The 24,612-nt window shown below is 38.6% G+C and carries 27 protein-coding genes, 2 pseudogenes and 1 riboswitch; of the genes and pseudogenes, 22 read left to right on the top strand and 7 right to left on the bottom strand.

Annotated elements, in window-relative coordinates:
• The first annotated feature begins 93 nt into the window (after positions 1-93).
• A complete protein-coding gene (locus JNUCC25_RS22590) occupies positions 94-996 on the top strand; it encodes a M14 family metallopeptidase (protein WP_029320197.1) in 903 nt (300 codons plus the stop codon).
• Positions 997-1,031: 35 nt separating this feature from the next.
• Here JNUCC25_RS22590 and JNUCC25_RS22585 read toward each other — a convergent pair whose 3' ends face one another.
• Entirely contained in the window at positions 1,032-1,208 is a 177-nt protein-coding gene (locus tag JNUCC25_RS22585; protein ID WP_013059181.1) for a DUF2759 domain-containing protein, read from the bottom strand.
• Positions 1,209-1,416: 208 nt separating this feature from the next.
• Here JNUCC25_RS22585 and JNUCC25_RS22580 point away from each other — a divergent pair, with 208 nt between their 5' ends.
• Positions 1,417-2,049 (top strand): MBL fold metallo-hydrolase, encoded by a 633-nt coding sequence (locus tag JNUCC25_RS22580; RefSeq protein WP_014458225.1) that lies wholly within the window; start codon positions 1,417-1,419, stop codon positions 2,047-2,049.
• 37 nt (positions 2,050-2,086) lie between these two features.
• Here JNUCC25_RS22580 and JNUCC25_RS22575 read toward each other — a convergent pair whose 3' ends face one another.
• Positions 2,087-2,323 carry a DUF2626 domain-containing protein gene (locus tag JNUCC25_RS22575; protein WP_013059179.1) on the bottom strand — a complete coding sequence of 79 codons (237 nt, stop codon included), beginning with the start codon at positions 2,321-2,323 and terminating at the stop codon, positions 2,087-2,089.
• 261 nt (positions 2,324-2,584) lie between these two features.
• Here JNUCC25_RS22575 and JNUCC25_RS22570 point away from each other — a divergent pair, with 261 nt between their 5' ends.
• The 9 genes from JNUCC25_RS22570 to JNUCC25_RS22530 all read left to right on the top strand — a co-directional run bounded on the left by JNUCC25_RS22570 (position 2,585) and on the right by JNUCC25_RS22530 (position 7,425).
• The gene (locus tag JNUCC25_RS22570; protein ID WP_013059178.1) at positions 2,585-2,968 is read left to right on the top strand and encodes a Spx/MgsR family RNA polymerase-binding regulatory protein; all 384 of its coding nucleotides are present in this window, start codon (positions 2,585-2,587) and stop codon (positions 2,966-2,968) included.
• Between the two features lie 268 nt (positions 2,969-3,236).
• Positions 3,237-4,289 carry a competence type IV pilus ATPase ComGA gene (comGA, locus tag JNUCC25_RS22565; RefSeq protein WP_454222492.1) on the top strand — a complete coding sequence of 351 codons (1,053 nt, stop codon included), beginning with the start codon at positions 3,237-3,239 and terminating at the stop codon, positions 4,287-4,289.
• The gene (gene comGB / locus JNUCC25_RS22560; protein ID WP_013059176.1) at positions 4,280-5,326 is read left to right on the top strand and encodes a competence type IV pilus assembly protein ComGB; all 1,047 of its coding nucleotides are present in this window, start codon (positions 4,280-4,282) and stop codon (positions 5,324-5,326) included. The genes comGA and comGB overlap by 10 nt, the downstream gene beginning before the upstream one ends.
• A 14-nt stretch (positions 5,327-5,340) precedes the next feature.
• A complete protein-coding gene (gene comGC / locus JNUCC25_RS22555; RefSeq protein ID WP_013059175.1) occupies positions 5,341-5,652 on the top strand; it encodes a competence type IV pilus major pilin ComGC in 312 nt (103 codons plus the stop codon).
• A complete protein-coding gene (gene comGD, locus JNUCC25_RS22550; RefSeq protein WP_057233454.1) occupies positions 5,639-6,076 on the top strand; it encodes a competence type IV pilus minor pilin ComGD in 438 nt (145 codons plus the stop codon). The genes comGC and comGD overlap by 14 nt, the downstream gene beginning before the upstream one ends.
• Complete coding sequence (locus JNUCC25_RS22545) at positions 6,060-6,398, top strand: type II secretion system protein (protein ID WP_064472129.1); 339 nt, start codon at positions 6,060-6,062, stop codon at positions 6,396-6,398. Before comGD ends, JNUCC25_RS22545 begins: the two co-directional genes overlap by 17 nt.
• Positions 6,395-6,832: a competence type IV pilus minor pilin ComGF gene (gene comGF, locus JNUCC25_RS22540; RefSeq protein ID WP_029320214.1), complete on the top strand. Its 438-nt coding sequence runs from the start codon at positions 6,395-6,397 to the stop codon at positions 6,830-6,832. The genes JNUCC25_RS22545 and comGF overlap by 4 nt, the downstream gene beginning before the upstream one ends.
• Positions 6,822-7,196 carry a competence type IV pilus minor pilin ComGG gene (comGG, locus tag JNUCC25_RS22535; protein ID WP_013059171.1) on the top strand — a complete coding sequence of 125 codons (375 nt, stop codon included), beginning with the start codon at positions 6,822-6,824 and terminating at the stop codon, positions 7,194-7,196. Before comGF ends, comGG begins: the two co-directional genes overlap by 11 nt.
• 43 nt (positions 7,197-7,239) lie before the next feature.
• Complete coding sequence (locus JNUCC25_RS22530) at positions 7,240-7,425, top strand: YqzE family protein (protein ID WP_013059170.1); 186 nt, start codon at positions 7,240-7,242, stop codon at positions 7,423-7,425.
• Between the two features lie 24 nt (positions 7,426-7,449).
• On the opposite strand, the gene JNUCC25_RS22525 is transcribed toward JNUCC25_RS22530, so the two are convergent.
• Entirely contained in the window at positions 7,450-8,274 is an 825-nt protein-coding gene (locus tag JNUCC25_RS22525; RefSeq protein WP_013059169.1) for a YqhG family protein, read from the bottom strand.
• Positions 8,261-9,934 carry a DEAD/DEAH box helicase gene (locus JNUCC25_RS22520; RefSeq protein ID WP_014458233.1) on the bottom strand — a complete coding sequence of 558 codons (1,674 nt, stop codon included), beginning with the start codon at positions 9,932-9,934 and terminating at the stop codon, positions 8,261-8,263. The genes JNUCC25_RS22525 and JNUCC25_RS22520 overlap by 14 nt, the downstream gene beginning before the upstream one ends.
• Before the next feature lie 180 nt (positions 9,935-10,114).
• A riboswitch (glycine riboswitch) is annotated at positions 10,115-10,207 on the top strand.
• A 212-nt stretch (positions 10,208-10,419) separates the two neighbouring features.
• Here JNUCC25_RS22520 and gcvT point away from each other — a divergent pair.
• From gcvT to gcvPB, 3 genes are read left to right on the top strand one after another with little or no spacing between them, the layout of a single operon-like run.
• Positions 10,420-11,520 carry a glycine cleavage system aminomethyltransferase GcvT gene (gene gcvT / locus JNUCC25_RS22515; RefSeq protein WP_029320217.1) on the top strand — a complete coding sequence of 367 codons (1,101 nt, stop codon included), beginning with the start codon at positions 10,420-10,422 and terminating at the stop codon, positions 11,518-11,520.
• Between the two features lie 20 nt (positions 11,521-11,540).
• Entirely contained in the window at positions 11,541-12,887 is a 1,347-nt protein-coding gene (gene gcvPA / locus JNUCC25_RS22510) for an aminomethyl-transferring glycine dehydrogenase subunit GcvPA (protein ID WP_029320219.1), read from the top strand.
• Complete coding sequence (gcvPB, locus tag JNUCC25_RS22505) at positions 12,880-14,358, top strand: aminomethyl-transferring glycine dehydrogenase subunit GcvPB (RefSeq protein ID WP_013059165.1); 1,479 nt, start codon at positions 12,880-12,882, stop codon at positions 14,356-14,358. The genes gcvPA and gcvPB overlap by 8 nt, the downstream gene beginning before the upstream one ends.
• Before the next feature lie 44 nt (positions 14,359-14,402).
• Here the strand turns inward: gcvPB and JNUCC25_RS22500 are convergent, their stop codons facing one another.
• Complete coding sequence (locus JNUCC25_RS22500; RefSeq protein ID WP_013059164.1) at positions 14,403-14,786, bottom strand: rhodanese-like domain-containing protein; 384 nt, start codon at positions 14,784-14,786, stop codon at positions 14,403-14,405.
• Between the two features lie 230 nt (positions 14,787-15,016).
• Here JNUCC25_RS22500 and JNUCC25_RS22495 point away from each other — a divergent pair, with 230 nt between their 5' ends.
• The 5 genes and pseudogenes from JNUCC25_RS22495 to JNUCC25_RS22475 all read left to right on the top strand — a co-directional run bounded on the left by JNUCC25_RS22495 (position 15,017) and on the right by JNUCC25_RS22475 (position 20,705).
• Positions 15,017-15,850: a lipoate--protein ligase family protein gene (locus JNUCC25_RS22495; RefSeq protein ID WP_013059163.1), complete on the top strand. Its 834-nt coding sequence runs from the start codon at positions 15,017-15,019 to the stop codon at positions 15,848-15,850.
• Positions 15,851-16,162: 312 nt separating this feature from the next.
• Positions 16,163-17,599, top strand: a pseudogene (locus JNUCC25_RS22490) (vitamin B12-dependent ribonucleotide reductase); the annotation flags it as partial.
• 285 nt (positions 17,600-17,884) lie between these two features.
• Positions 17,885-19,006 (top strand): annotated as a pseudogene (locus tag JNUCC25_RS22485) (ribonucleoside-diphosphate reductase); the annotation flags it as partial.
• Between the two features lie 284 nt (positions 19,007-19,290).
• Entirely contained in the window at positions 19,291-19,722 is a 432-nt protein-coding gene (mntR, locus tag JNUCC25_RS22480; protein ID WP_013059162.1) for a transcriptional regulator MntR, read from the top strand.
• A 101-nt stretch (positions 19,723-19,823) separates the two neighbouring features.
• A complete protein-coding gene (locus JNUCC25_RS22475) occupies positions 19,824-20,705 on the top strand; it encodes a patatin-like phospholipase family protein (RefSeq protein ID WP_013059161.1) in 882 nt (293 codons plus the stop codon).
• A gap of 30 nt (positions 20,706-20,735) precedes the next feature.
• On the opposite strand, the gene JNUCC25_RS22470 is transcribed toward JNUCC25_RS22475, so the two are convergent.
• Both JNUCC25_RS22470 and JNUCC25_RS22465 read right to left on the bottom strand, forming a co-directional pair.
• On the bottom strand, positions 20,736-21,134 hold the full coding sequence (locus JNUCC25_RS22470) for an SA1362 family protein (RefSeq protein WP_013059160.1): 399 nt from the start codon (positions 21,132-21,134) through the stop codon (positions 20,736-20,738).
• A gap of 48 nt (positions 21,135-21,182) precedes the next feature.
• Positions 21,183-22,139, bottom strand: coding sequence for a DUF1385 domain-containing protein (locus tag JNUCC25_RS22465; protein WP_013085002.1), 957 nt, complete (start codon positions 22,137-22,139; stop codon positions 21,183-21,185).
• A 313-nt stretch (positions 22,140-22,452) separates the two neighbouring features.
• On the opposite strand from JNUCC25_RS22465, the gene JNUCC25_RS22460 reads away from it, so the two are divergent.
• The 3 genes from JNUCC25_RS22460 to JNUCC25_RS22450 all read left to right on the top strand — a co-directional run bounded on the left by JNUCC25_RS22460 (position 22,453) and on the right by JNUCC25_RS22450 (position 24,608).
• Positions 22,453-22,989, top strand: a complete 537-nt coding sequence (locus JNUCC25_RS22460; RefSeq protein ID WP_029320228.1) for a YqhR family membrane protein — start codon at positions 22,453-22,455, stop codon at positions 22,987-22,989.
• 121 nt (positions 22,990-23,110) lie between these two features.
• Positions 23,111-23,548 (top strand): type II 3-dehydroquinate dehydratase, encoded by a 438-nt coding sequence (gene aroQ, locus JNUCC25_RS22455; RefSeq protein WP_013059157.1) that lies wholly within the window; start codon positions 23,111-23,113, stop codon positions 23,546-23,548.
• Between the two features lies 1 nt (position 23,549).
• Positions 23,550-24,608, top strand: a complete 1,059-nt coding sequence (locus tag JNUCC25_RS22450) for a M24 family metallopeptidase (protein WP_013059156.1) — start codon at positions 23,550-23,552, stop codon at positions 24,606-24,608.
• The last annotated feature ends 4 nt before the right edge of the window (positions 24,609-24,612 follow it).

Below are 24,612 nucleotides of genomic sequence, written 5' to 3'. Positions count from 1 at the left end.
AGATAAAAAAGCGCTTTGACATTTAGTCAAAGCGCTTTTTTATCATGCATCTTTTCAATCTTTACATATACATAGTGTAAAGGAGTGAAGATTATGCAAATTGTAGATATCCAAAAGCCCTACGATTACACACGAACAATACAAGATATCCAAACACTTTTGACGTACTACCCCTATGGTTCTCTTGAATGGATAGGGTGCAGCGTGCTTGGAAAGCCGATTCCTCATATTTTAATTGGAAACGGAGAAAGAAAGGTTCATATTAATGCGTCTTTTCATGCCAATGAATGGATTACGACAAATGTTCTTCTAAAGTTTGTTGAAGATTATTTAGCTGCTCTTCATTACGACCAGGCGTTGAACGGGCAGGAAGCAAGAGCTCTTTTTAATCAAATTACGCTTTCTGCGGTTCCAATTGTTAATCCAGACGGAGTAGATCTGGTCTTAAAAGGTCCTGCTGTAAGTGAACCTTATGCGTCTTTTCTTTCTAAAATAGGAAGAGATTTTCCTGATTTTCAAAGCTGGAAAGCAAATATCCGAGGGGTAGACTTAAACAATCAGTTTCCGGCTTATTGGGAAATTGAAAAAAAGCGCAAAGAACCTAAAGCTCCGCATTATCGGGACTTTCCAGGTTATGAATCTCTGTCTGAACCTGAAGCGCAGGCAATGGTAAAACTCGTTGAGCGTCATAATTTTGATTGTGTGATTGCTTTACATACCCAAGGAGAAGAATTTTACTGGGGGTATATGAATGAAGAGCCGACGGAAGCGGAGGAAATAGCCAGTTATTTTGAAAGGGTAAGCGGTTATAAAGCAGTCAAAACGATTGATAGTCACGCTGGATTTAAGGATTGGTTTATCTTAGAAAAGAAAAAGCTAGGGTTCACCTTAGAACTGGGGAAAGGAATTAATCCGCTGCCTCTATCTCAAATATCACGCGTATATAATCCGACCAAAGCTATTTTAGTTGCGGCAATGGAATATCTATCTATTTGAAAAGCCACGCAAAGCATATGCTTTGCGTGGCTTTTTTAATGATGTACCGCCGGATAACCGTGATGTATAATGGTCATCACGGTAAACCATCCGAACACACCGAATGTTAGTACCGAAAAACCAATGCCTAATATGTTTTTATTTCTAAAAGATGAAATAGCTGCAAATACGCCTAGCAATGTTGTTAGTGCAAAAATAATCATAAGACCCACTCGAAGAAACCTCCTTTAGGCAACTTAAAATTAAAGCGCTATCATTAGCTTATCCCTTTAATTGTAAAACTTTTCTAACCGTTTGTCGAGATGAAAACCAATCTTTCTTTCGCCTTATTAGCTTAGAAAGGTCCTTACTTTCATTTATAAGATGATGTGTGTATGATAATGCATATAACGGAAATAAATTTTACAAGGAGGATACATTATGAACTATCATCGTATACCGCTAGGACCTATTCAAACGAATTGTTATGTCGTTGCTAACGAAAAAAAAGAGTGTTTAGTTTTTGACCCGGGAGCTCAGGGAAAACAGCTCGTTGAATTTCTAGAAAAACAAACGTATAAACCGTTGGCTATTTTGCTGACACACGCTCATTTTGATCACATTGGAGGAGTAGATGAAGTGATGAATCACTACTCTATCCCGCTTTATGTACATAAAAATGAAAAAGAATGGCTTCATAATAGTGATTTAAACGGTTCGAAATTTTTTGATTTAGGAGAAATTACGGCTCCAGATGCAACCGATATTATTTCAGTCGAAGGCAATTTAACAATTGGCTCATTCCAATTTGAGGTGTACGAAACGCCTGGCCATTCTCCTGGCAGCGTTTCATATTATTTCAAATCGGGTAACTTTGTAGTATCTGGTGACGCGCTTTTTGCAGGCGGCATTGGACGCACAGATTTACCTGGAGGCAATCAAGCTCAGCTGTTAGAAAGCATCGAATCGAAATTGCTGTCCCTTCCAGAAGATACGCTTGTGCTAAGCGGTCACGGACCTGAAACAACTGTGGGACACGAAATGGATCAAAATCCTTTCCTAAATGGTTTTTAAGAATACAAAAAGCGATGGAAGCCCATCGCTTTTCTCTTTACTGTCCTGGTGTCATCATAAAAGTTGACCAGTACGTGAACCCCACAAAAAAGACGGTCAAATATGCTCCGAAAACGTAAATGTACATTCTTTCAGACAGCTTTAAATAACTAAGAATTACAAAAAAGCCTGTTTGAGCTAAAAAGAGTAAAGAAGTCTTATGCATGTGACCGAGGTAAAACATTACAGTGAAAATTGCTGTCCAGAACCCCATTACACGGTACATTCGTTCCACGTCCATTTCCTCCTTTATCAAACTTAGTTAGTGTCATGATGAATGTCATCGCTGTGTAAGCACTAGAAAGCACTTATGAAACTATATCGATACTTTTCCATTATAATACATCCTTTCTTTCCTGAAAACGCTATCTTTTCCTTGAAATACGACAGAAGAAAAAAAGTTATACAAAACATGTGCAAAATACTATACAAAAGTTATACAAAACGTGTACAATGTATATAAACAATCTATAACTAAAAAACGGGAGGGTTTCATATGGAAGAAATTAAATTTTATACGTACCCGAGCTGTACATCTTGTCGTAAAACGAAAAAATGGCTAGTGAAGGAAGATGTGAATTTTAAAGAGCGTCATTTATTTAGAGAAACACCTACTCATAAAGAAATGCTTGAACTTCTTTCTATGACAACAGAAGGGATGGATGAACTTCTTGCTAAAAGAAGTCAAGAATATAAAAAGTTAAATGTTGATGTGGATAGCATGACACTATCAGAAGTGGTCAATCTATTAATTGAACATCCTCGTTTGCTTCGCCGACCAATTTTAACAGATGGCAAAAAGCTTGTAGTAGGCTATAACGAATCTGCTCTTAAAAATTTAGTCAAGAAAAAAACAAGTCTTGCTTCTCTAGTTGTGTAAGCGTACATGATGAAGAAGTTCAATTCAGTAAATAACGAATAAAACGACAGCGTAGAGTTTTACATCACGTTGTCTTTTTTATGTAGTCGTTTAGAGGTGTACAGAAGTTGTACATCGTGTACAAGGGCTGAAGCGAAGAAAAGAAGCGTATACTGAAAAAATTATAAAAAATGAAAAAAGAAGGAGGAAAATCTCGAAAAAGGTCGAAATTACTGTTTCTAGATGTTTTACTAATCATCTTTATTACAAATAAAGGAGTGATGATCGCTTGACCGAAATTGAACAGTTTGCAACGTACATTATACGAGATGCATGTGAGTGCCGAAGTTCTGATGTGCATATTGTGCCCCGAAAGAAAGATGCTGTGATTCAGCTGCGAATTGACCAGGAGCTTATTTTAAAGAGGGTTATTTCAAAGGAAATGTCTGAACGGCTCATTTCGCATTTTAAATTTTTAGGGGGAATGGATATTGGCGAGCGCAGAAAACCTCAAAATGGTGCATTGACCACTTCCATTGATCACTATCAAGTAAATTTGCGTTTATCAACCCTTCCTACTTCTCATGATGAAAGTCTTGTTATTCGGCTTTTGCCTCATCAACAATCTACATCTCTCAAACATTTATCTCTTTTTCCTGAACACACTAAAAAGCTTATTTCTCTCTTGAAATTCTCTCATGGATTAATTATTTTTACCGGTCCTACAGGGTCAGGTAAAACCACTACTCTATATACTCTTTTACACGAAGTAAAGCACCTTTTTAATCGAAATGTTATTACACTAGAAGATCCTATTGAAAAACCGAGTGAAACCGTGCTTCAAGTACAGGTAAATGAACGGGCGGGGATTACGTACACGACTGGTTTAAAAGCTATATTGCGCCATGACCCAGACATTATCATGGTGGGAGAAATAAGAGATAGTGAGACTGCCAAAATTGCTGTGAGAGCAGCGCTTACCGGACACTTGGTTTTGACAACGATGCATACTAAAGATACAAAAGGATCTTTGTACAGGCTGCTTGAATTTGGGGTTAGCTTTCAAGAAATGGAACAGACTCTTGTAGCAGTAGCTGCACAGCGCCTTGTAGAAATTCGCTGTCCGCTGTGTTCCGGAAAATGCCACCCCGCTTGTAAAAAAATGAGAAAGCATCGTCAGTCCAGCATATACGAATTGCTTTATGGCAAGGAGCTTAGTCCAGTGATGAGAGAAGTGAAAGGAGAAAATGCGGATTATGATTATAAGACGCTCCGAGATGTGATTCTAAAAGGAATCGCGCTAGGCTATTTATATCCGCATTCGCTAGACGGATGGGGGTAAAGACAAATAGACAAAAAAGGTGGTCTCTTGCTCAGCAAGCAAAAATTCTTAAGCAGGTCTCTAAGCTTTTGGAAAAAGGCTACACTCTTTCTCAAGCTCTTTCGTTTTTGACGTTTCAAGTATCTAACAAAGAAAAAACGGATATTGAAAAATGTCTTGAGCAGTTAAAACGAGGAGAATCTTTGCACGATGCTTTTGTTAAACTTCAGTTTCACCGCGATATTTTAAGCTATTTATATTTTGCGGAACAGCATGGAAACCTTCAATTTGCTTTAAAAGAAAGCAGCTCAATGATTGAAGAAAAAGTAAGGCATCGTAAAAAATTTCAAAAGCTTGTTCAATACCCCGTATTGCTACTGCTGTTTATTCTTTCCATTTTATTTGTTTTAAGTACGGTTTTACTTCCACAGTTTGAAGCTCTGTACTTATCCTTTGGAAACAAGCAGTCTTCGTTTATTCTCTTATTTATGCAGGCGATGTCGTTCTTTCCTTTTGTGTTACCTGCAGTCATCAGTATGCCAATCATTCTTTATTTGTTTTATGTGATTTATATTAAAAAATTGCCTCCAGTAGTTCAAATGCAGCTTTTTATGAGAGTTCCCGTTATCCGAACGTTCACACGGCTATTTAACTCGTACTTTTTTTCTGTTCATATGAGCAATTTACTAAATGGTGGTTTATCTATTTATGAATGCTTTGCTCTTTTTCAAAAGCAAGAGCATCATCCGTTTTTTCAAGTGGAAGCTTTTGCTTTTACAGATCAACTTTCCTCAGGAATGCGATTAGATCATATCGTTTCAGGTAAATCTCATTATGAAAAAGACTTGGCTCAAGTTATTGTGCATGGTCAGCAGAACGGTGAGCTTTCTCAAGAACTGTATGATTACAGTCTATTTATGATGGAAAGAATGGAACAGTTTATTTTTCGTATTTTAAAATATGTACAGCCGCTTACATTCTTATTCATCGGAATTGTCATTCTGCTTATGTATATGTCCGTTATGCTTCCGATGTTAGAAGTGATGTCGAGCTTGTAGAAAGGTGAAAGAATATGATTCTAAAAGGTGATAAAGGATTTACCCTTATTGAAATGCTCATTGTTATGCTCGTTATTACCGTGCTTTTGCTCATTATGATTCCAAATGTATTAAAGCATAATACGGTTATTAACAACAAAGGCTGCTCAGCTCTTGTCAAAACCGTAGAGGCTGAGGTACAAGTATACGAACTTGAAAATGGCGAAAAACCAAGTCTAGAAGAGCTTGAAGCAGGAGGCTACTTAAAAGAAGGCACCGTGTGTCCAAATGGTCAAGCCATTCAAATTGACGGTACCGGAAAGGTTACAGCTAGTGGTTCTTCTTAAGCAAAAAGGATTTACCCTCATTGAGATGCTGATGGTTTTATTTATTGTGCAAGTGATGATGTTTTCCATTATTGTAGCCATTCGTCCGCTTGTGGAATATTACAAAATCACATTATTTTTGCGACAGCTGCAAAGCGACACGTTTTATGTGCAGCAAACAGCAATGAACCGAGAATCTCCAATTAAAATTAACTTCGCACCGAAGGGAACAGAATATATTGTTTCTGATTCTCGTGCCGTTCTTTATAAGCGCGCCTATGACTCCACCATTCATATCACGTTTGGAAGCGGCAATTCCACGATACAATACAACAAAAACGGCAATATTTCTCAAGCGAAGACCATTTTTATCAGCAATCAAAAATTTAAATATAAAGTTACTTTTCAAATAGGCAGAGGGCGTTTTTATGTGGACAAGATGTAAGGGTCAGCAGGGCTACACCTTGTTAGAAATGCTTGTTTCATTTAGCATGCTTTTACTCCTAACCGGTACAATTATTCCTTTGTATGTTCAGATGAAGGAAGCAGAAAAGAAGCAATATATTTCGTATCAAGCTGATGCTATCTTGCACGAAGAGCTATTGAAATATAAATATGAAGCAGGATATAAACGGCGAGAAAAAATCGTAAAAGAAAACGTTGCGTTTTATCTGAAGTGGAACGGAGAAAGTGCTCAAAAGCTTTGTGTAGAATGGACAGATTCCGCTGAGAAAATGAAAAAGAAGTGTGATGTGATGTTGAAGTGAAAAGGGAAAAAGGCTTTACGCTTGTAGAGATGTTAGTCAGTTTTACTCTTTTTTTGATCATTGTTTCATTTTTCCCCATTATCATTCCGCTAGCTAAGCAAACATATAATCCGGATTTTAGTATGAATGAAATGGAGTGGGAAATTTTTGTGAATCAACTTGCTATGGAATATCGAGAAGCAAAAGAAGTGGGAATTAATGCGACTACGCTTACGTTGAAAATGGAAAATAATCAGATCATCACTTATGAACGCTACGAAGACAAGATAAGAAGACGAGTGGATGAAAGCGGTCATGAAGTTGTGCTGCAGCACATTAAGAATATTATGTATGAACAGCAAACAGAAAGGCTTTTGATTCGTTCAACAGACGGTGTTAACAAAGTTAGAGAAGAAACCATTACGACGTTTTTGATGCTTGCTCATGAAACATAATGAGCAAGGATTTATTCTCCCAGTTGTTTTGGCATTTTGTGCGCTTTTTCTTCTGTTAGTAGCTCAGCAAACCACTTATTTTGTGACGAAAAGTTCATTTTATCAAGAAGTAGAGCAGAAAAATCGTCTGCAGCATCTTTTAGAAAACGCGGTTGTACATGTAAAAAAAGAAATAAAAGAACATAATAAATCTCCATCTGCATCTTTAGTATTAGAAACTGGTACGGTTTCATACGAAGTAGTAAGTGAAGATGAACAGATGATCATCCTAAAAATAAAGTGTCAAACATTGCAAGGAAGAGCATTGACGGAAACGGCATATATTCAAAAAAAGGATCAGCACATTGTGAAGTGGACGGATTAAGTCTCTTTCTCTCCGGATATAATAGTGCTGAGGAGATGATTATATGAAAACGAATGATTATGTAAAATATATGACTCAGCAATTTGTACAATATATGGATCAGCCAAAAGAAGAGAGGAAAACGAAAAAAATTCAAAAAAAAGAAGAGCGAGCACCTTTTGCAAACAGATGGTTTGGAATGATTCCGCTGTCGTTTATGCTGTGGTATCGAAAGAAAAAAGAAAGATGAGCATATCATATGCTCATCTTTTTTTTAACCGGCTTGTGTTTTGTTAAATTGACGAGACATCGTTTCAGGAGATATGTAAAATAAGCCACCGTTTATAAACTTAAACAAGATAGTCGGCTCGTACAGTTCTTGAAGCGCTGTTTTTTCGGTCATATATATTTCTGGCAGCTCTTCTGCTGTTTCGTAAAAATGATCAAGAAGCGCTAAGTCTTCATACCATCTCTCCTGCGCTTTTTCAGCCCATTCAGTTGGCTGAGCTTTAACATAGTCAGTCACATATGATGTGAGTCGTGCGATGGCACTTTTAGGTTTAATAAAAGGTGAGAGAGTAAAGCAATAGTCTGAGATTTTAGATGACAAATTTTGATTAATGATTAATTCATGAAATGATTCAATAATCTGTCCATTGATTAAATTAATGCCAAGCGACAAGAGCTCATCTTTTTTACGATCGCATTTGTACGAGACTTTAATATTTAATGCAAGCCAAGGGTGTAAAGGCTGATTTGTTGGCTGAGCTGATGCAACTTGTTCATACAAGTGAATAAACCCGCCTAGTTTTTGAGTAGAAGCGAAAATTTGGTGCAGCCTAGGTGAACCGAAATGAATTCGTTCTCCTTGAACGGAATCGTCTTCAAATGCTGGATCTGTAATGAAAGTGAGCGAAGCAGGAGTTGCTTCTCCTCCCGTCTTTTCAATATAGTGCCAATAAAATGGACGATTCATCAATTCTTTATCGAGTTCAATCGTTAATTGAACCGTCAGGTAAGAAGATGTTTCTGTGACAATAGAACAATTATTAGCTAGAAAATAACGCTTTAAAAATTGATGAATATCAGTTTGCTGCATGCTGATCCTCCTCGCTGTCTTCGTATTGAATAATAGACGTCAAGTTCTCCATTTTGATTTTTATTTCTCCTTCACTCCGCGAATGAAATAAAATATCCTGAATATGCTCTTCGATATTTTTTAAATCAAGCTTTGTTAAAATATCATCTAGCTCTCCAACAACTCGTTCAAAAAGGTTTATTTTTTCGTATAACAATTTTAAAATATGTTCTTCGACCGTATGTTGAATGGCTAAATTGTAAATGTGAACATCATGTTTTTGACCTAAACGATGGACCCTTCCAATTCGCTGTTCTAGACGCATTGGATTCCACGGAAGATCATAGTTAATGATATGATGACAAAACTGAAGGTTGATTCCTTCTCCGCCTGCTTCAGTGGCAATAAATACTTGCGCGTGGCTTTCAAAAAGTTGCTTCATCCAGTCTTTTTTACCTCGCTTAAATCCGCCTCTAAAAGGTACAGAGGTAATTCCATGCTGTTTTAAATACCACTGTAAATACAGTTGAGTTGCTCTGTACTCAGTAAAAATAATGACTTTATCATCAATTTTCTGAACGAGCTCTAGCACTTTTTCTGCTTTTGCATTTTGCGGCACTTGCTGAAGTAGTTCCATTAACGGAGTGATCATATGTTCCGTTAATGCGCTGTTTTGATCTTCCTGACGTTCAAGCATGTTTTTTAATGTCATATACACCGCTTCACGGCTGCTGCAGGCCTCTCGCTGCAGGGTTAAAATTGAAAAAGCGCTTGAAGGGTGCAGTCCGTTTCCTTTAAAAGACGTAATCGCATCGTACAGCTCGCGTTCTTTTGGCGAGAATTCAACAGGAATGGTTTGAACAATTCGCTTCGTCCATTCGATACCCGTATCGTGGCGGCGATTTCGAATCATAACTTTGTTAACAAGCTCTTTTAAGTGTTCATCGTTTTGCAAAGAGCGTTTTTTAGCGGAAAATAATTCTTCGAAATAGTCTTTATTGCCGAGATGGCCAGGCTTTAAAAGAGAGACCAAGTTAAAAATTTCTTCAATTCGATTTTGAATCGGTGTTGCGGTTAGCAACAGACAAAATTTCTTTTTTAGACTTTGCACAAATTCATAGTTTTTTGTTTTGTTGTTTTTAAGTTTATGAGCTTCATCAATGATGATGAGGTCGTAGTCTTGTTCAAGCACAATTTCTCGATGAGGAGAACGTTTTGCTGTATCAATTGAAGACACAACGATGTCACACTGATCCCACACATATGATTTTCTTTGAGGGACTGCGGGAATATAAAATTTTTGATTCAATTCCATAGCCCACTGTGAAACAAGCGAAGCTGGAACTAAAATGAGAACTTTTTTAACAAGTCCGCGAATCATATATTCCTTCAAAATTAACCCTGCTTCAATCGTTTTCCCCAGTCCTACTTCATCTGCTAAAATGGCTTTCCCATTCATTGTTTCAACTACTTGTTTGGCTACTTCGAGCTGATGAGGAAGCGGCGTTAAATCAGCTAGATGTTTTGGGCTTTGTAGTCCTTCAAATTCTGAGATAAGCGTTTGGTCTTCTATTTCATAGGCAAGTTTATACAAATCCCATGCAGACCAAGGGCCGTCTTGCTCCAATTTAGTTGAGAAGGCTGCTTCCCATGTTTCATCGATGTTTAATTTCACTTTCATGATAAAAATGCTCCTTTGTAAAAAATTTTTATTGAACAAATGATAAGAATCAGGTAGGATAAAAATATATTTAGAAAATTTGAAAAAGAAAATAGATTAGCACTTTACAAATGATTGTGTGAATAAAGATAGATACATCTTTCAGTAGTATGCCCAACTTTACCAACTTTATAGAAGCGAATGACGACACGGGGAGAGACTACTTGAATGTAGCGCCGAAGGAGCAAGCAATAAAATTGTGAATCTCTCAGGCAAAAAGACTCTTGTTTGACGCAGCTCTGGAGAGTGTCTATGCGTTTATAGACCACCCACGAGGCAAACCTATTCGTTTATAGGTAAACTTTCAGGTGAAAAGGACAGAGACTTCCTACTAAATACAGTAGGGGGTTTTCTGTCCTTTTTTGTTTGGATACGTAGTGATCCCCACACTATTTGAAAACTCCCCGTTATGAAAAGTTTCACGTGAAAAAGAGGAGGACATAAATATGACAACAGAATTACACAAAACGCCGCTTTATGATACCTATCAAAAATATGGTGCCAAAACAATTGATTTTGGAGGATGGGCTCTTCCCGTTCAATTTTCTTCTATTAAAGAAGAGCATGAAGCTGTACGTACAAAGGCAGGCCTTTTTGATGTCTCTCATATGGGAGAAATTCTTGTAACAGGAGCTGATAGCTTAGCTTTTCTTCAGCACACGATGACAAATGACGTTTCTACCCTCGTAGATGGAAAAGCACAGTATACGGCTATGTGTTATGAAGACGGAGGCACGGTAGATGATTTGCTGATTTATAAAAAAGCAGATCAAGAGTATTTGCTAGTCGTAAACGCTGCTAATATTCAAAAAGACTATGAGTGGCTGGTGTCTCACAAACAAGGAGATGTAACGCTCGTTAATCAGTCTGATGAAACTGCGCAGCTAGCTTTACAAGGTCCTGTAGCAGAAAAAGTTTTACAAACGTTAACGAACGAAAATTTATCTTTATTAAAGCCATTTACATTTGCTGATGATGTAGAAGTAGCGAATGTAAAAGCTCTCGTTTCACGTACTGGGTACACCGGGGAAGACGGCTTTGAAATTTATTGTTCTTCAGCTGACGCCTCTCACTTGTGGACGGCTATTTTAGAAGCAGGCAGTGATGAAGGTGTGCTGCCTTGCGGATTAGGAGCTCGCGATACGCTTCGTTTTGAAGCTACTTTGGCTTTATATGGCCAAGAGCTTTCAAAAGATATTACGCCCATTGAAGCTCGAATTGGATTTGCAGTAAAAACGAACAAAGACAGCTTTATTGGAAAAGAAGTGTTAAAAGAACAGCGTGAAAGCGGGGCACCTCGTAAACTGGTAGGAATTGAAATGATTGATAAAGGTATACCAAGACACGGTTACGAAGTATTTGCAGATGAAGAACAAATTGGATTTGTGACAACAGGTACACAGTCACCGACATTAAAGAAAAACATCGGTTTAGCGCTATTGTCAGCAGAGTATTCAGAGCTTGGTCAGGAAGTAGAAGTGCAGGTTCGAAAAAAACGCTTAAAAGCAAAAGTGGTTTCAACACCTTTTTATAAACGTTCAAAGTAAGCTTTGGGGAGGAATTTAACATGTTACATCGCTATTTACCAATGACAGAACAAGATCAGCAGCAAATGTTAGCAGCAATTGGTGTTTCATCTGTTGATGATTTATTTTCAGATATTCCGCAGCGCGTTCGTTTTCAAGGAGAATACAATATTAAAAAAGCGGCTTCAGAGCCTCAGCTGTTAAAAGAATTAAATAGTATGGCTGCTAAAAATGCTCATTTAAAAGACTATGCTTCTTTTTTAGGAGCAGGAGTTTACGATCATTACATGCCGGTTATTGTTGATCATGTTATTTCTCGTTCGGAATTTTATACGGCCTATACTCCGTATCAACCAGAAATTTCTCAAGGAGAACTTCAGGCCATCTTTGAATTTCAAACAATGATTTGTGAGTTAACGGGGATGGACGTGGCTAATTCTTCTATGTATGACGGAGGAACTGCTTTAGCAGAAGCCGCTATGCTCAGTGCGGGTCAAACAAAAAAGAAAAAAGTACTTGTCTCTGCGGCTGTTCACCCTGAGTCAAAAGATGTGTTAAAAACGTATGCGAAGGGTCAATACATTGAAGTGGTAGAAATCCCTGCAGCAGACGGAGTAACAGATATGATTGCATTGGAAAAAGAGATGGGGAGTGACGTGGCAGCTGTTATTGTCCAATACCCAAATTTCTACGGACAAATCGAGCCGTTAAAAGAAATTGAAGAAATTACTCATCAAGAAAAGTGCATGTTTGTGGTTTCAAGCAATCCTTTATCATTAGGTTTACTTACGCCCCCTGGAGAATTCGGAGCTGATATTGTCATTGGAGATGCACAGCCATTTGGTATTCCAAGTCAATTTGGAGGACCGCACTGCGGATACTTTGCAACTACGTCTAAGCTTATGCGGAAAATTCCAGGACGATTAGTAGGGCAAACGGTAGATGAAAACGGTAAGCGAGGGTTTGTTTTAACCCTTCAAGCGCGTGAACAGCATATACGCCGCGATAAAGCGACGTCTAACATTTGTTCAAATCAAGCGTTAAATGCTTTAGCGGCATCAGTTGCAATGACAGCTTTAGGCAAGCAAGGTGTAAAAGAAATGGCGCTGCAAAACTTATCAAAAACGCATTATGCATATGAAGCGTTAAAGGCAAAAGGGATAAATGTAGCATTTGAAGGACCGTTTTTTAACGAATTAGTCGTGAAGCTTCCTGTTTCGGTAACAGAAGCAAACAATCATTTATTAGCATCAAAAATAATTGGCGGTTATGATCTTAGCCGTGATAACCAAGCGCTTGAAAATCACATGCTGCTTGCTTTTACAGAGCTCCGTACAAAAGAGGAAATTGACCAACTTGTAAATGAATTGGGGGATCTTCATGCTTAATCAAAATCAATCACTTATTTTTGAAAGCAGTAAAGAAGGGCGAATCGGCTATTCATTGCCAGAGTTAGATGTGCCGCAAGTAAATGCTGAAGAACTGCTTGGAAAAGCGTATGTGCGTACCAAAGCTCCTGAGCTTCCTGAAGTATCAGAACTCGATATTATGCGTCATTACACCGCGCTTTCAAAACGAAATCACGGAGTAGACTCAGGGTTTTATCCGCTTGGTTCATGTACGATGAAATATAATCCAAAAGTGAATGAACAAGCAGCACGCATTGCTGGGTTTGCGCATATTCATCCGCTTCAAGATGAGCAAACGGTTCAAGGTGCTCTCGAACTTTTATATGATTTACAAGAGCATTTAACAGAAATTACAGGAATGGATGAAGTAACACTTCAGCCAGCAGCAGGTGCTCACGGCGAGTGGACCGGGCTTATGATGATCCGTGCTTATCATGAAGCAAATGGTGAGACGCAGCGAACAAAAGTCATTGTTCCAGACTCAGCTCACGGAACGAACCCGGCTTCGGCAACAGTTGCGGGATTTGAAACGGTAACGGTAAAATCAAACGAACATGGTTTAGTGGACTTAGAGGATTTACGCCGCGTAGTAGGAGAAGATACAGCCGCTTTAATGTTAACAAACCCAAATACGCTAGGGTTATTTGAAGAAGATATTTTAGAAATGGCTGAAATTGTTCACGCAGCAGGTGGAAAGCTTTATTATGATGGTGCAAATTTAAACGCAGTATTAAGTAAAGCCCGTCCTGGAGATATGGGGTTTGACGTTGTGCATTTAAACCTTCATAAAACGTTTACAGGCCCTCATGGAGGAGGCGGTCCTGGCTCTGGTCCGGTAGGGGTAAAAGCAGATTTAATTCCGTATTTGCCTAAACCAGTGCTTGTGAAAACAGAACAAGGCTATCACTTTGACTATAACCGTCCTCAGTCAATTGGACGCGTAAAGCCGTTTTACGGCAACTTCGGTATCAACGTTCGCGCTTATACGTATATTCGTTCAATGGGTCCAGACGGCTTAAAAGCCGTGACGGAAAACGCTGTGCTAAATGCCAACTATATGATGCGTCGTTTAGCAGAACACTATGAGCTTCCGTTTGACCGTCACTGTAAGCACGAATTTGTTTTATCAGGAAAACGTCAGAAAAAGCTGGGCGTGCGCACATTGGATATTGCGAAACGACTGCTTGATTTTGGCTATCATCCGCCAACTATCTACTTCCCGCTTATCGTAGAAGAGTGCATGATGATCGAACCAACGGAAACGGAGTCGAAAGAAACGCTAGATGCGTTTATCGATGCGATGATTCAAATTGCAAAAGAAGCAGAAGAAACGCCTGAAGTCGTACAGGAAGCTCCGCATACAACGGTTGTGAAGCGCCTTGATGAAACGCTGGCAGCGAGAAAGCCAGTTCTTCGCTATCAGAAAGAACAGGCTGTTCAAAACGTCTAACAAAAAACCTCGCCCAAAGGCGAGGTTTTTCTATATACATACCATTATTTTTTCTTTTTTACTTTACCGTTCCACATTTTGAAGCCGCCTTTTAAATCATAGATTTCTTGAACACCGTGGCGACGAAGCATTTGTGCTGCACGTCCTGTGCGCATTCCGCTTTGACAATAGATGTAGACAGGCTGATCTGGACGAAATTCTTTAATGCGCATACGGAACTGTGAAAGAGGAATATTTCGTGCGCCTAAAATATGTCCGTTTTCAAATTCATTCGGTTCACGAATATCAACTAGCTGTGCCTTGCGGTAGCCGGTGCGGAATTCTTCTTCAGTTAACGTTTTCATAATGCGACGTTGGTAAAAGAACATAACGACAGAGTATATGATAATTACTCCAAGTAAAATGAGTACTGCTGTAATTGCTGACATGCTGATTCTTCCTTTCTTCGACAAAATCCATACTCTTATTATATAAGTGAATGAAATTAGAAGTAAAGCGATTTTGCCTTGAATCTAGCGGATTTCTTCCCGAAAATGAAAAAACTACCACATTTGAATTCACAGTTTTATGTTGCTCTTTGCTTTTCCTTAGCTCAATCTTTTGGTAGACTAAAAAACGGATTTATTTTTTATATTACATATAGCTGAGGATGAGGTAGATGAAAGCAAAGTGGAGATTTATTGATTCCAACAACCGTTCGCCTTATTACAATATGGCGTTAGATGAAGCGTTATTAGAATGGCATAGTAAAGGAGAAATTCCACCTACGATTCGTTTTTACGGATGGAACCCTCCAACGCTGTCAATCGGTTATTTTCAAAAAGCTGAAAAAGAAATTAACTTTGATAAAGTAAAAGAATTAGGACTAGGCTTTGTAAGACGTCCAACGGGCGGCAGGGGCGTGCTTCACGATGAAGAGCTTACTTACAGCGTAATTGTATCTGAAGAGTATCCTAACATGCCTAAGACAGTTACAGAAGCATATCGCGTAATCTCTGAAGGTTTACTGGAAGGATTTCGTTCGTTAGGGCTCGAGGCTTATTTTGCTATTCCTCGTTCAGAAGAAGAAAAAAATAGCTTAAAAAACCCTCGTTCGTCCGTATGTTTTGATGCTCCTTCTTGGTATGAACTAGTTGTAGAGGGCCGCAAAATTGCTGGAAGTGCCCAAACCAGACAAAAAGGAGTTATTCTACAGCACGGCTCTATTCTGTTAGAGATTGATGAAGATAAATTATTCAGCGTGTTTAATTATCCAAATGATCGCGTGAAAGAAAGAATGCAGCGCGCATTCCGTTCTAAAGCGGTAGCCATCAATGCAATTGCTGGCCGCAAAATCTCTATTGAAGAAGCAAAAAAAGCGTTTTATAAAGGATTTGCTTCGGCTCTTGATATCGATTTAGAACCGTATACACTGTCTGAAGAAGAGGAAGCATACGTAGAAGAACTAGCGCGCACAAAGTACGGATCGGATGAATGGAACTTTAAGCGCTAAACGGATGCCGATGGGAAATAGATAAAAGTGCAACTTCTTATAAGTTGCACTTTTTATTGGAATTTTTAGAAATAATTCTTGGCTGATAGAATACATAGGGAAGAAAAGTCAAACACTTTTTTTACGAAAAAAAAAATATTTCACTTGACACCCTTCTATATGTAGATGTTTGGATAAGTGTCAAATACTATATATTGAATTCGTCCAAGCCCTGTGGTAAGTTATTGATAGTTGATTGAAAAACTCTTTTTCCTTTAAAAGGAAAAAGAGTTAATAAATTTATAGATGTTCGATAGGTAAGGAGTTGTGAGAATGACTGTTTTGTTAAATCAAAAAGTGAATATGAATGTTGAAAAGCTCAATTCAGATATTGAACGCTTTCCGCAAGTACATCCGATTACACCGAATATGAAGTTGACTCATAAAGGTGTTTCAAGATTGGTAATGTTAGACCGCTATGCTTTTAAAGATACGGAAAAATTAACGTTATCAGAAGGAGATTTTGTTGTTCTAACTGTAAAAGAAGATCCAAAATTTCCAGCACGAGGACTTGGCTATGTGGAAAGCATTAATTTTGAGCAAAAGACCGCTGTTGTCAAGGTAGAAGATGAGTTTAGAGGTGCTTTATCGCCCGAAGAAGCAGAAAACGGGTTAATCACTCGTTCGCTGGATGTCATTGAAAAGCCTCTAGAGGTCTTCTACGAGCAAATTGCAAAACGTAATGCAACAGGCTTAGCTTCTGTGGAAAAAACAGAAGAAAAGCGTAAAGAGTGGTTTGAAAAGTTCTATCAAGAGCTTGTTCAGCTAAACTTTGTACCAGCTGGCCGCGTTCTTTACGGTGCAGGCGCTGACACAGACGTAACGTACTTCAACTGTTATGTAATGCCTTATGTAAAAGATTCACGTGAAGGTATTTCAGAACACCGCAAACAAGTAATGGAAATCATGAGCCGCGGAGGCGGTGTTGGAACAAATGGTTCAACTCTTCGCCCGCGCAACACGCTGGCTCGCGGTGTAAACGGCAAATCATCTGGTTCGGTTTCATGGTTAGATGATATTGCTAAACTGACGCATCTTGTTGAGCAAGGTGGGTCACGTCGTGGGGCTCAAATGATCATGCTTGCCGACTGGCATCCTGATATTGTAGAGTTTATCATTTCTAAAATGCAAAACCCTCGCATTTTACGTTTCTTAATTGAAAACACAAATGACGAAATGATTAAAAAGCATGCGCAAGATAAATTGAAGTTCACGCCGCTAACAGAGTCTGAAGAAGCGATGTACCAAGGAATCATTAACTATAAACAAATTCCTGGTCTTGGTGGGTTCAGTGAAAAAATCATTAAAGATGCAGAAGAAAAGCTGCAAACAGGCGGAACGTACAGCGTTCATAACTCAGAGTTTTTAACAGGAGCAAACATTTCTGTATGCTTAACAAAAGATTTTATGGATGCTGTTGAAAACGACGGTGAATATGAACTTCGCTTCCCAGACGTAGAAAGCTATTCAAAAGAAGAAATGGCTAACTACAATGAAAACTGGCACGAAGTAGGCGATGTGCGCGAATGGGCAAAACAAGGAAACAAAGTTCGTACGTACCGTACTATCCGTGCGAAAGAGCTATGGAACTTAATTAATATTTGTGCAACGTACTCAGCTGAACCAGGCATTTTCTTCTTTGACAATGCTAATGATATGACAAATGCTCAAGCATATGGTCAGCACGTTGTTGCAACAAATCCATGTGGTGAATAGTTTGCCTCATGTAAAACATTGCGGAATAAAGCAGGAACCCTGAGATGGGAATCTGAACCGAAGGCTAAACGTAAAGGTTTAGTCAGGGGCAACGCATAGAAGCTGATCCTGTATAACAGACTATAATGCTTCCACGAGGCCGCAACGTTACAATTTTAAAGCTCCGAAAGAGTATTTGAAAGAAATGGCTGAATAATTGTAACGAAAACGTATGCTGAACTTACGTAAATATGAAGCGTAAGAGGTAGAGGATAAAAAGCCTTTACGATAACAAATTTGGAACAACCACTTGCACCATTCTCTGTCTGCAACTTAGCTGCTGTTAACTTAGCGCAAATGGCAGATAAAGAAACGAAAACTGTTAACTTTGAAAAGTTACGTCAAACGGTTGAAACGGGCGTTAGAATGCAAGATAACGTTATTGATGCAACTCCTTATTTCTTAGAAGAAAACCAAAAGCAAGCTCTTGGCGAACGCCGCGTTGGCCTTGGTGTAATGGGTCTTCACGATCTTCTTATTTATTGTGAAACAGAGTACGGCTCAGACAAAGGCAATGAGTTAGTAGATAAAGTGTTTGAAACAATTGCAACGACGGCTTACCGTGCGTCTGTAGAGCTTGGAAAAGAAAAAGGAAGCTTCCCGTTCTTAGTGGGCGAAACAGATGCTGAAACGGCTTCTTTACGTGAAGCATTTACAAATACAGGCTTCATGAAAAAAATGCCTGAAGATATTCGTGAAAACATTAAAGAGAACGGTATCCGAAACTCTCATTTATTAACAGTAGCGCCAACAGGCAGTACTGGAACAATGGTTGGGGTGTCAACGGGTCTTGAACCTTATTTCTCATTCTCATACTTCCGAAGCGGCCGTTTAGGTAAATTTATTGAAGTAAAAGCTGATATCGTTCAAGAGTATTTAGATCAGCATCCAGAAGCAGATCCAAACAACCTTCCTGAATGGTTCATTTCAGCTATGGAACTTGCACCACAAGCTCACGCGGACGTGCAATGTGTGATTCAGCGCTGGATTGACAGTTCAATTAGTAAAACAGTAAACGCTCCTCGCGGTTACACAGTAGAGCAAGTTCAAAAAGTGTACGAGCGTCTGTATAAAGGCGGAGCAAAAGGCGGTACGGTGTACGTAGACGGCAGCCGTGATGCACAAGTCTTAACGCTAAAAGCAGAAGAAAATACGTTTGATGAAGAAATTGAAGCGCCAAAAGAAGAAACGAAACCGCACGTTGTGCTAGTTGATACAATTAATGAAATTCGTTCAACTGATGTAACAATCGGTTCTGAAGTAGGTAATACTTGTCCGGTTTGCCGTCAAGGAACGGTAGAAGAAATGGGCGGATGCAACACATGTACAAACTGTGGTGCACAGCTGAAATGCGGCCTTTAATTTTGAACATGATGGACTAGTAAAAGCTGACTCAAACGAGTCAGCTTTTATTATGTATAAAAATGGGGCATAAATAAGAAGCGGGATCGAACGGTTCTTGTATTTGAATAAGCATTGTAGTATGATTTTAATTGAATGTCTTTTATCCAGTTTTATCTTATGACATCGCTTTATTTACACGTTTTTTTCACATAGATTATCAAACATGAACACGATATCACTATAAGAAACAGACATTTATGACTTATTATTAGCAATACATAATATTAATTGGGGGAGATTTCATGCCTACACCGAGTATGGAAGATTATATTGAACAAATATATATGCTAATTGAAGATAAAGGATACGCTCGAGTGTCTGATATTGCTGATGCATTGGCGGTTCACCCCTCATCTGTAACGAAGATGGTTCAAAAGCTAGACAAAGATGAGTACTTAATTTATGAAAAATATCGAGGCCTTGTTTTAACAGCTAAGGGGCAGAAGATTGGAAAACGTCTTGTTTATCGCCATGAGCTTTTAGAGCAGCTGCTGCGCATCATTGGCGTAGATGAGACAAATATTTATGATGACGTAGAAGGAATTGAACATCATTTAAGCTGGAATTCCATTGATCGAATTGGAGATTTAGTTCAATACTTTGAAGAAAATCATAACCGTATTCAAGAGCTTCGCAATGTACAAAAACGAAATGAAGAAGAGCAAAAATTATAAGAAGAAAGCAGCGGCCAATAGCGTCACTGCTTTTTTCTTTTTATCATAACTTGTTGCTGAGTCGACTACAAATGTAGAGTGGGTAGTTTGGAGGAGAGGCTGTGTACGTCGACGGAGTGTTTTCAGGTGGCGGTATTAAAGGGCTTGCACTGATTGGCGCGTTACAAGCTCTAGAAGAAAAAGGCTTGATCTTTCGGCGGTTAGCCGGAACGAGTGCGGGTTCCATTATTTGTGCATTTGTAGCAGCCGGTTATACAAGTGAAGAAATTGTTGAAATGATGAATGAAATTGAGTTATCGTCTTTTTTAGATCAAAGAATGTCTTTTTTACCATCAAGCTTGACAAAGTGGCTGTTTTTATATTGGAAAATGGGATTGTATAAAGGAGAAAGGCTTGAAAAGTGGATTTCTGAGAAATTGCGGAGCAGAGGAATTCGTACATTTGCTGATTTGCCTGATCAGTCGCTGCGTATTATTGCGTCAGATTTGACCAACAGTACGATGCTTGTTCTTCCAGATGATTTGCCTAAATATCAAATCGACCCGAATCGCTTTTCTGTAGCAAGAGCCGTTCGAATGAGCTGCAGCATTCCATATTTTTTTGAGCCGGTTAAATTAAAATCTACCCCAAGCAGTTTAATAGTCGACGGGGGCGTGTTAAGCAACTTTCCAATTTTTCTGTTTGATGATGATAAAAGTCTTAAGAAGCGACCGGTAATTGGTGTGAAGCTGAGCCCGAAGGACGAAGAAAGGGAACGGAATAAAATTAAAAATGCCGTTGGTTTATTCAGCGCGCTTTTTGAGACGATGAAAGATGCGCACGATGCAAGACATATTTCAAAACGTCACGAAAAAAATATTATCTTTTTACCTGTTAATCAAGTTTTTGCGACAGAATTTACCCTCACAGAAGAGCGGAAGGAAGAGCTGATTGCGTTTGGAAAAAAGCGTACAAGGGCATTTTTGAAAAAATGGTGCTATTAAAAAAACAAGGAGGCTTTTCTCCTTGTTTTTTTAAAAGAATGCTCTATTTTTCTTTTTTCCTTTTTTGCCTTCGATGACGGTCAAGTGTGAGTTGTTTTTCTTTTTCTTTAGCGGTTTCGTTGATTTGGATACCGGGCGCTTATTTGAGCTTCGGTACGTATGCATATCAACTTTGTTGCTTCCTCGCTCTTTTTCTTTTTGACGCAGTTTTGATTGTTTTACTGCGCGCACATAGCCTCTATCTTGACCTTTTGTCTGAGAAGGGCGGAGAATAAACCGATAAACTAAGTAAAACAAAATGATAAACAGAAAAATATAACCTGCTTGACGTAATAAAACAGCTGGATCTGTAATCAACGTAAATGCAAAGCCAATGACTCCTAACCCGATTAGACCATATACAAGTGGTTTCACGAATGGACGTCTCATTTTGTTCACCTCCTAAAATAGTAAAAAAAGAAAGCAAAACGGTGTGGATTAGACAACTTGTTCGTCAGTGGTAGAAGAAAGTTCATTTTCAACGCGTAAAAGTTCTTTAAATGAAGCAATCGCAACTTCAACTTGATCATCTTTTGGTTCTTTGGTTGTTAAAAGCTGAAGCCATAAACCGGGATAACCTAAAAAGCGAAGAAGAGGGACATGACGAACTTTATTGGTTAACTGTAACACTTCAAATGATAAACCAAGGACAACTGGAATTAATGCAAGGCGATCCACAATTCGTAACCAAAGAGGATCCGTTGGAACGAGTAGGTAGACAAACATTCCTACAACTACGGTAAAGAGGATAAAGCTACTTCCGCAGCGATAATGAAGTCGAGATTGTGCTTGCACGGCTTCTACCGTAAGTTCAGCATTGTTTTCATATGCATTAATGACCTTGTGTTCTGCTCCATGATATTGAAACACCCGTTTAATAAGTGGCGTTTGTGAAATCACATAAATATAGCCAAGGAGCAATAATAGTTTAAATACTCCTTCAATAAAAACCTGAGCTACACTTGAAGTGAAAACAGGACGTGTCAACTGTGCTAAAAACACAGGAATCAATGTAAATAGTACTTTCCCGAAAAGAAAGGATATTACACCAATAGTTGCAACGCCAAATATTAAAGATAGTTTTGATTCTTTTTTCTCTTTTTGTTGTTCTTCTGCTACTTGAGCATCATCTTCTGGATTCACGTCATAGCGTTCAGAGGAAAAGTTCAAGTGCTGCGTACCGTTTGCACTGGCTTCAACAATAGCAGCAATTCCTCGTAAAAAAGGAATTTTTTTTAAAGCAGTGAGTACGGAATTTGATTTTCTTTTTGAATGAAAATAATCAATAGATTGATCTTTGCGGCGAATAGCCGTCACCATCATACGTTTGCCACCGAACATGACACCTTCTATAACGGCTTGACCACCATACGCAGGTTTTTGTAATTTAGACATTTCAGGCACCAACCTAACTTAACTAGACTAGACTTCTTAGTGTTTTATATTCTACAGCAAAATCAAATAAACCTCTAGGCGGATGCATGTTATCTAGTTTAGCCAATATTTTTCATCTCCACACCCTTGTTATGAATTTTTTTCCTTTCACTTATAAAATTTGTTTATGAAACTCTGTGCGAAGTAGTTTTAAAATGTCTCTTTGATATCAGGCTCCCTTCTTGCGTATAGGAAGAGTAATAAACGTAAAAACTTAGAAATGAGTCAGTAGGAAATGAGAAAAAAGTTCATACTACATCAAGAGGTGATTAATATGTCAGAACCTAAAGAACAGCATGAAAAAAAACAGGATAACCACCCTACGCATAAACAGGAAATGTCTTTTTTATTTAAAGCCATCTTTATTTCCTTTTTTGGAGGGATTTTCTGGAGCTTTATTGGCTATTTAAATTATCTATTCAGCTTTAGTGTTATCAATCCAAATATGCTTTTAGATCCATGGGCATTAGGTGATTGGAAGGATAAAGGAATAGGTGTTATCGTCAGTGTTTTTCTTATAGGGGTATTATCTATTGTTGTCGGGTTGTTATACTACGTCCTATTAAAGAAGTTTAAAACAATTTGGATAGGTTTTGCTTACGGCTTATTATGGTGGGCAATTGTATTCGTTGTTTTGAATCCGCTCTTTCCCAACTTAAAAACAATTGGAGAGCTTCCAGCTAACACGATTATTTCATCCCTCTGTATTTATATTTTATATGGTGTATTCATCGGATATTCCATTTCTTTTGAAGCTGCAGAGCTTCAAACAAAAGATGAATCTACAGATTTTCAAACGGCGAATAAGTAGTGTGAATGTTCCAACGTATGCTAATATATTCTATATAATGATTTAAAAAGAAAAATAAAGTGCAAATTCACATAAGTGAGCTGCATAAAGGGTTCGTAGTAGGGGAGAGTGTTGAATTAAGATGAATAAGATTTTAGTAATAAACGGTCCTAATTTAAATCGTTTAGGCGTACGCGAACCAGCGGTATATGGGACAGATAACCTTCAAAATCTTGAAGAGAAGCTTCAGCGAGCAGGCAGAGACCATGGGGTAGAAGTTGAGTGCGTACAGTCTAATCACGAAGGTGTAATTATCGACTGGATTCATGAAGCGGATGAGAAATTTGATGGGATTATGATCAATCCTGGTGCTTTTACTCACTACAGTTATGCCATTCGAGATGCGATTGCTAGTATATCTGTTCCTGTTATTGAAGTGCATATTTCAAACGTACATAAGCGTGAAGAGTTTCGCCACCATTCGGTGACGGCACCTGTTACACATGGTCAAATTGTCGGGCTAGGTTTATACGGATACGAGCTTGCCCTGCAGGCACTTTTACAATTAAGGGGGAAATAAAATGAAAATCGAAAAACTACGCGAACAGTTTTCAAAGTTGAATGTGGACGGTGTTGTAATTACAAGTGAATATAACAGACGCTATATGACCAATTTCACAGGATCTGCTGGTGTCGTTATCATTTCTGAAGACAAAGCGGCATTTGTAACAGATTTTCGTTATGTTGAACAAGCAACTAGTCAAACAGAAGGTTTTGATATCTTTCAGCACAAGGGTCCTATTGTAGAAGAAGTAGCGAATGTAGTGAAACAATTTGGAATTAAAAAGCTTGGTTTTGAACAGAATTATGTTACATATGGACAGCATCAATTATTTGATAAGCATATCGGCGCCGAACTTGTTCCAATCTCGCACGCAATCGAAAACTTACGCTTGATAAAGAGTGACTCAGAGATTAAGATATTAAAGGAAGCTGCAAAAATAGCAGATGCAGCATATGAACATATTTTAACCTTTGTTCGTCCTGGTTTAACAGAGCTTCAAGTATCTAATGAACTGGAGTTCTTTATGAGAAAACAAGGCGCAACATCTTCATCTTTTGATACAATTGTTGCTTCAGGGCATCGCGGGGCTTTACCGCATGGTGTTGCTTCTGACAAAGTAATTGAAAAAGGCGAACTTGTAACGCTTGATTTTGGCGCATACTATAATGGTTACTGTTCAGATATCACACGAACATTTGCCGTCGGTGAAGTAAGTGATAAGCTAAAAGAAATTTATAATGTCGTACTGCAAGCGCAGCTTAACGGAATGAGCGGCATCAAAGCAGGTATGACGGGTAAAGAAGCAGATGCGCTAACGCGTGATTATATTACAGAACACGGATACGGCCAGTATTTTGGACATTCGACCGGTCACGGCGTAGGGTTAGAAGTACATGAAGGCCCATCACTTTCTGTGAAATCTACAGATGTACTGCAGCCAGGTATGATTGTAACCGTTGAACCAGGTATTTACATACCAGACTTAGGGGGCGTTCGTATTGAAGATGATACGATCGTCACAGCAGAAGGTAATGAGGCATTATCGCACTCATCAAAAGAGTTCATTATTTTATAAAATG

Source organism: Priestia sp. JNUCC 25, from assembly GCF_053667915.1.
The sequence above is the reverse complement of the archived record's forward strand: the minus strand, read 5'-3'. Positions and strand labels throughout refer to the sequence as shown.

Bases quoted from the DNA above. Each gene is read 5' to 3' on its own strand.
- JNUCC25_RS22590 (WP_029320197.1), top strand. From the start codon at position 94: ATGCAAATTGTAGATATCCAAAAGCCCTACGATTACACACGAACAATA.
- JNUCC25_RS22580 (WP_014458225.1), top strand. From the start codon at position 1,417: ATGAACTATCATCGTATACCGCTAGGACCTATTCAAACGAATTGTTAT.
- JNUCC25_RS22570 (WP_013059178.1), top strand. From the start codon at position 2,585: ATGGAAGAAATTAAATTTTATACGTACCCGAGCTGTACATCTTGTCGT.
- comGB (WP_013059176.1), top strand. From the start codon at position 4,280: ATGGGGGTAAAGACAAATAGACAAAAAAGGTGGTCTCTTGCTCAGCAA.
- comGC (WP_013059175.1), top strand. From the start codon at position 5,341: ATGATTCTAAAAGGTGATAAAGGATTTACCCTTATTGAAATGCTCATT.
- JNUCC25_RS22545 (WP_064472129.1), top strand. From the start codon at position 6,060: ATGTGGACAAGATGTAAGGGTCAGCAGGGCTACACCTTGTTAGAAATG.
- comGG (WP_013059171.1), top strand. From the start codon at position 6,822: ATGAAACATAATGAGCAAGGATTTATTCTCCCAGTTGTTTTGGCATTT.
- JNUCC25_RS22530 (WP_013059170.1), top strand. From the start codon at position 7,240: ATGAAAACGAATGATTATGTAAAATATATGACTCAGCAATTTGTACAA.
- JNUCC25_RS22525 (WP_013059169.1), bottom strand. From the start codon at position 8,274: ATGCAGCAAACTGATATTCATCAATTTTTAAAGCGTTATTTTCTAGCT.
- JNUCC25_RS22520 (WP_014458233.1), bottom strand. From the start codon at position 9,934: ATGAAAGTGAAATTAAACATCGATGAAACATGGGAAGCAGCCTTCTCA.
- gcvT (WP_029320217.1), top strand. From the start codon at position 10,420: ATGACAACAGAATTACACAAAACGCCGCTTTATGATACCTATCAAAAA.
- gcvPA (WP_029320219.1), top strand. From the start codon at position 11,541: ATGTTACATCGCTATTTACCAATGACAGAACAAGATCAGCAGCAAATG.
- gcvPB (WP_013059165.1), top strand. From the start codon at position 12,880: ATGCTTAATCAAAATCAATCACTTATTTTTGAAAGCAGTAAAGAAGGG.
- JNUCC25_RS22500 (WP_013059164.1), bottom strand. From the start codon at position 14,786: ATGTCAGCAATTACAGCAGTACTCATTTTACTTGGAGTAATTATCATA.
- JNUCC25_RS22495 (WP_013059163.1), top strand. From the start codon at position 15,017: ATGAAAGCAAAGTGGAGATTTATTGATTCCAACAACCGTTCGCCTTAT.
- mntR (WP_013059162.1), top strand. From the start codon at position 19,291: ATGCCTACACCGAGTATGGAAGATTATATTGAACAAATATATATGCTA.
- JNUCC25_RS22470 (WP_013059160.1), bottom strand. From the start codon at position 21,134: ATGAGACGTCCATTCGTGAAACCACTTGTATATGGTCTAATCGGGTTA.
- JNUCC25_RS22465 (WP_013085002.1), bottom strand. From the start codon at position 22,139: ATGTCTAAATTACAAAAACCTGCGTATGGTGGTCAAGCCGTTATAGAA.
- JNUCC25_RS22460 (WP_029320228.1), top strand. From the start codon at position 22,453: ATGTCAGAACCTAAAGAACAGCATGAAAAAAAACAGGATAACCACCCT.
- aroQ (WP_013059157.1), top strand. From the start codon at position 23,111: ATGAATAAGATTTTAGTAATAAACGGTCCTAATTTAAATCGTTTAGGC.
- JNUCC25_RS22450 (WP_013059156.1), top strand. From the start codon at position 23,550: ATGAAAATCGAAAAACTACGCGAACAGTTTTCAAAGTTGAATGTGGAC.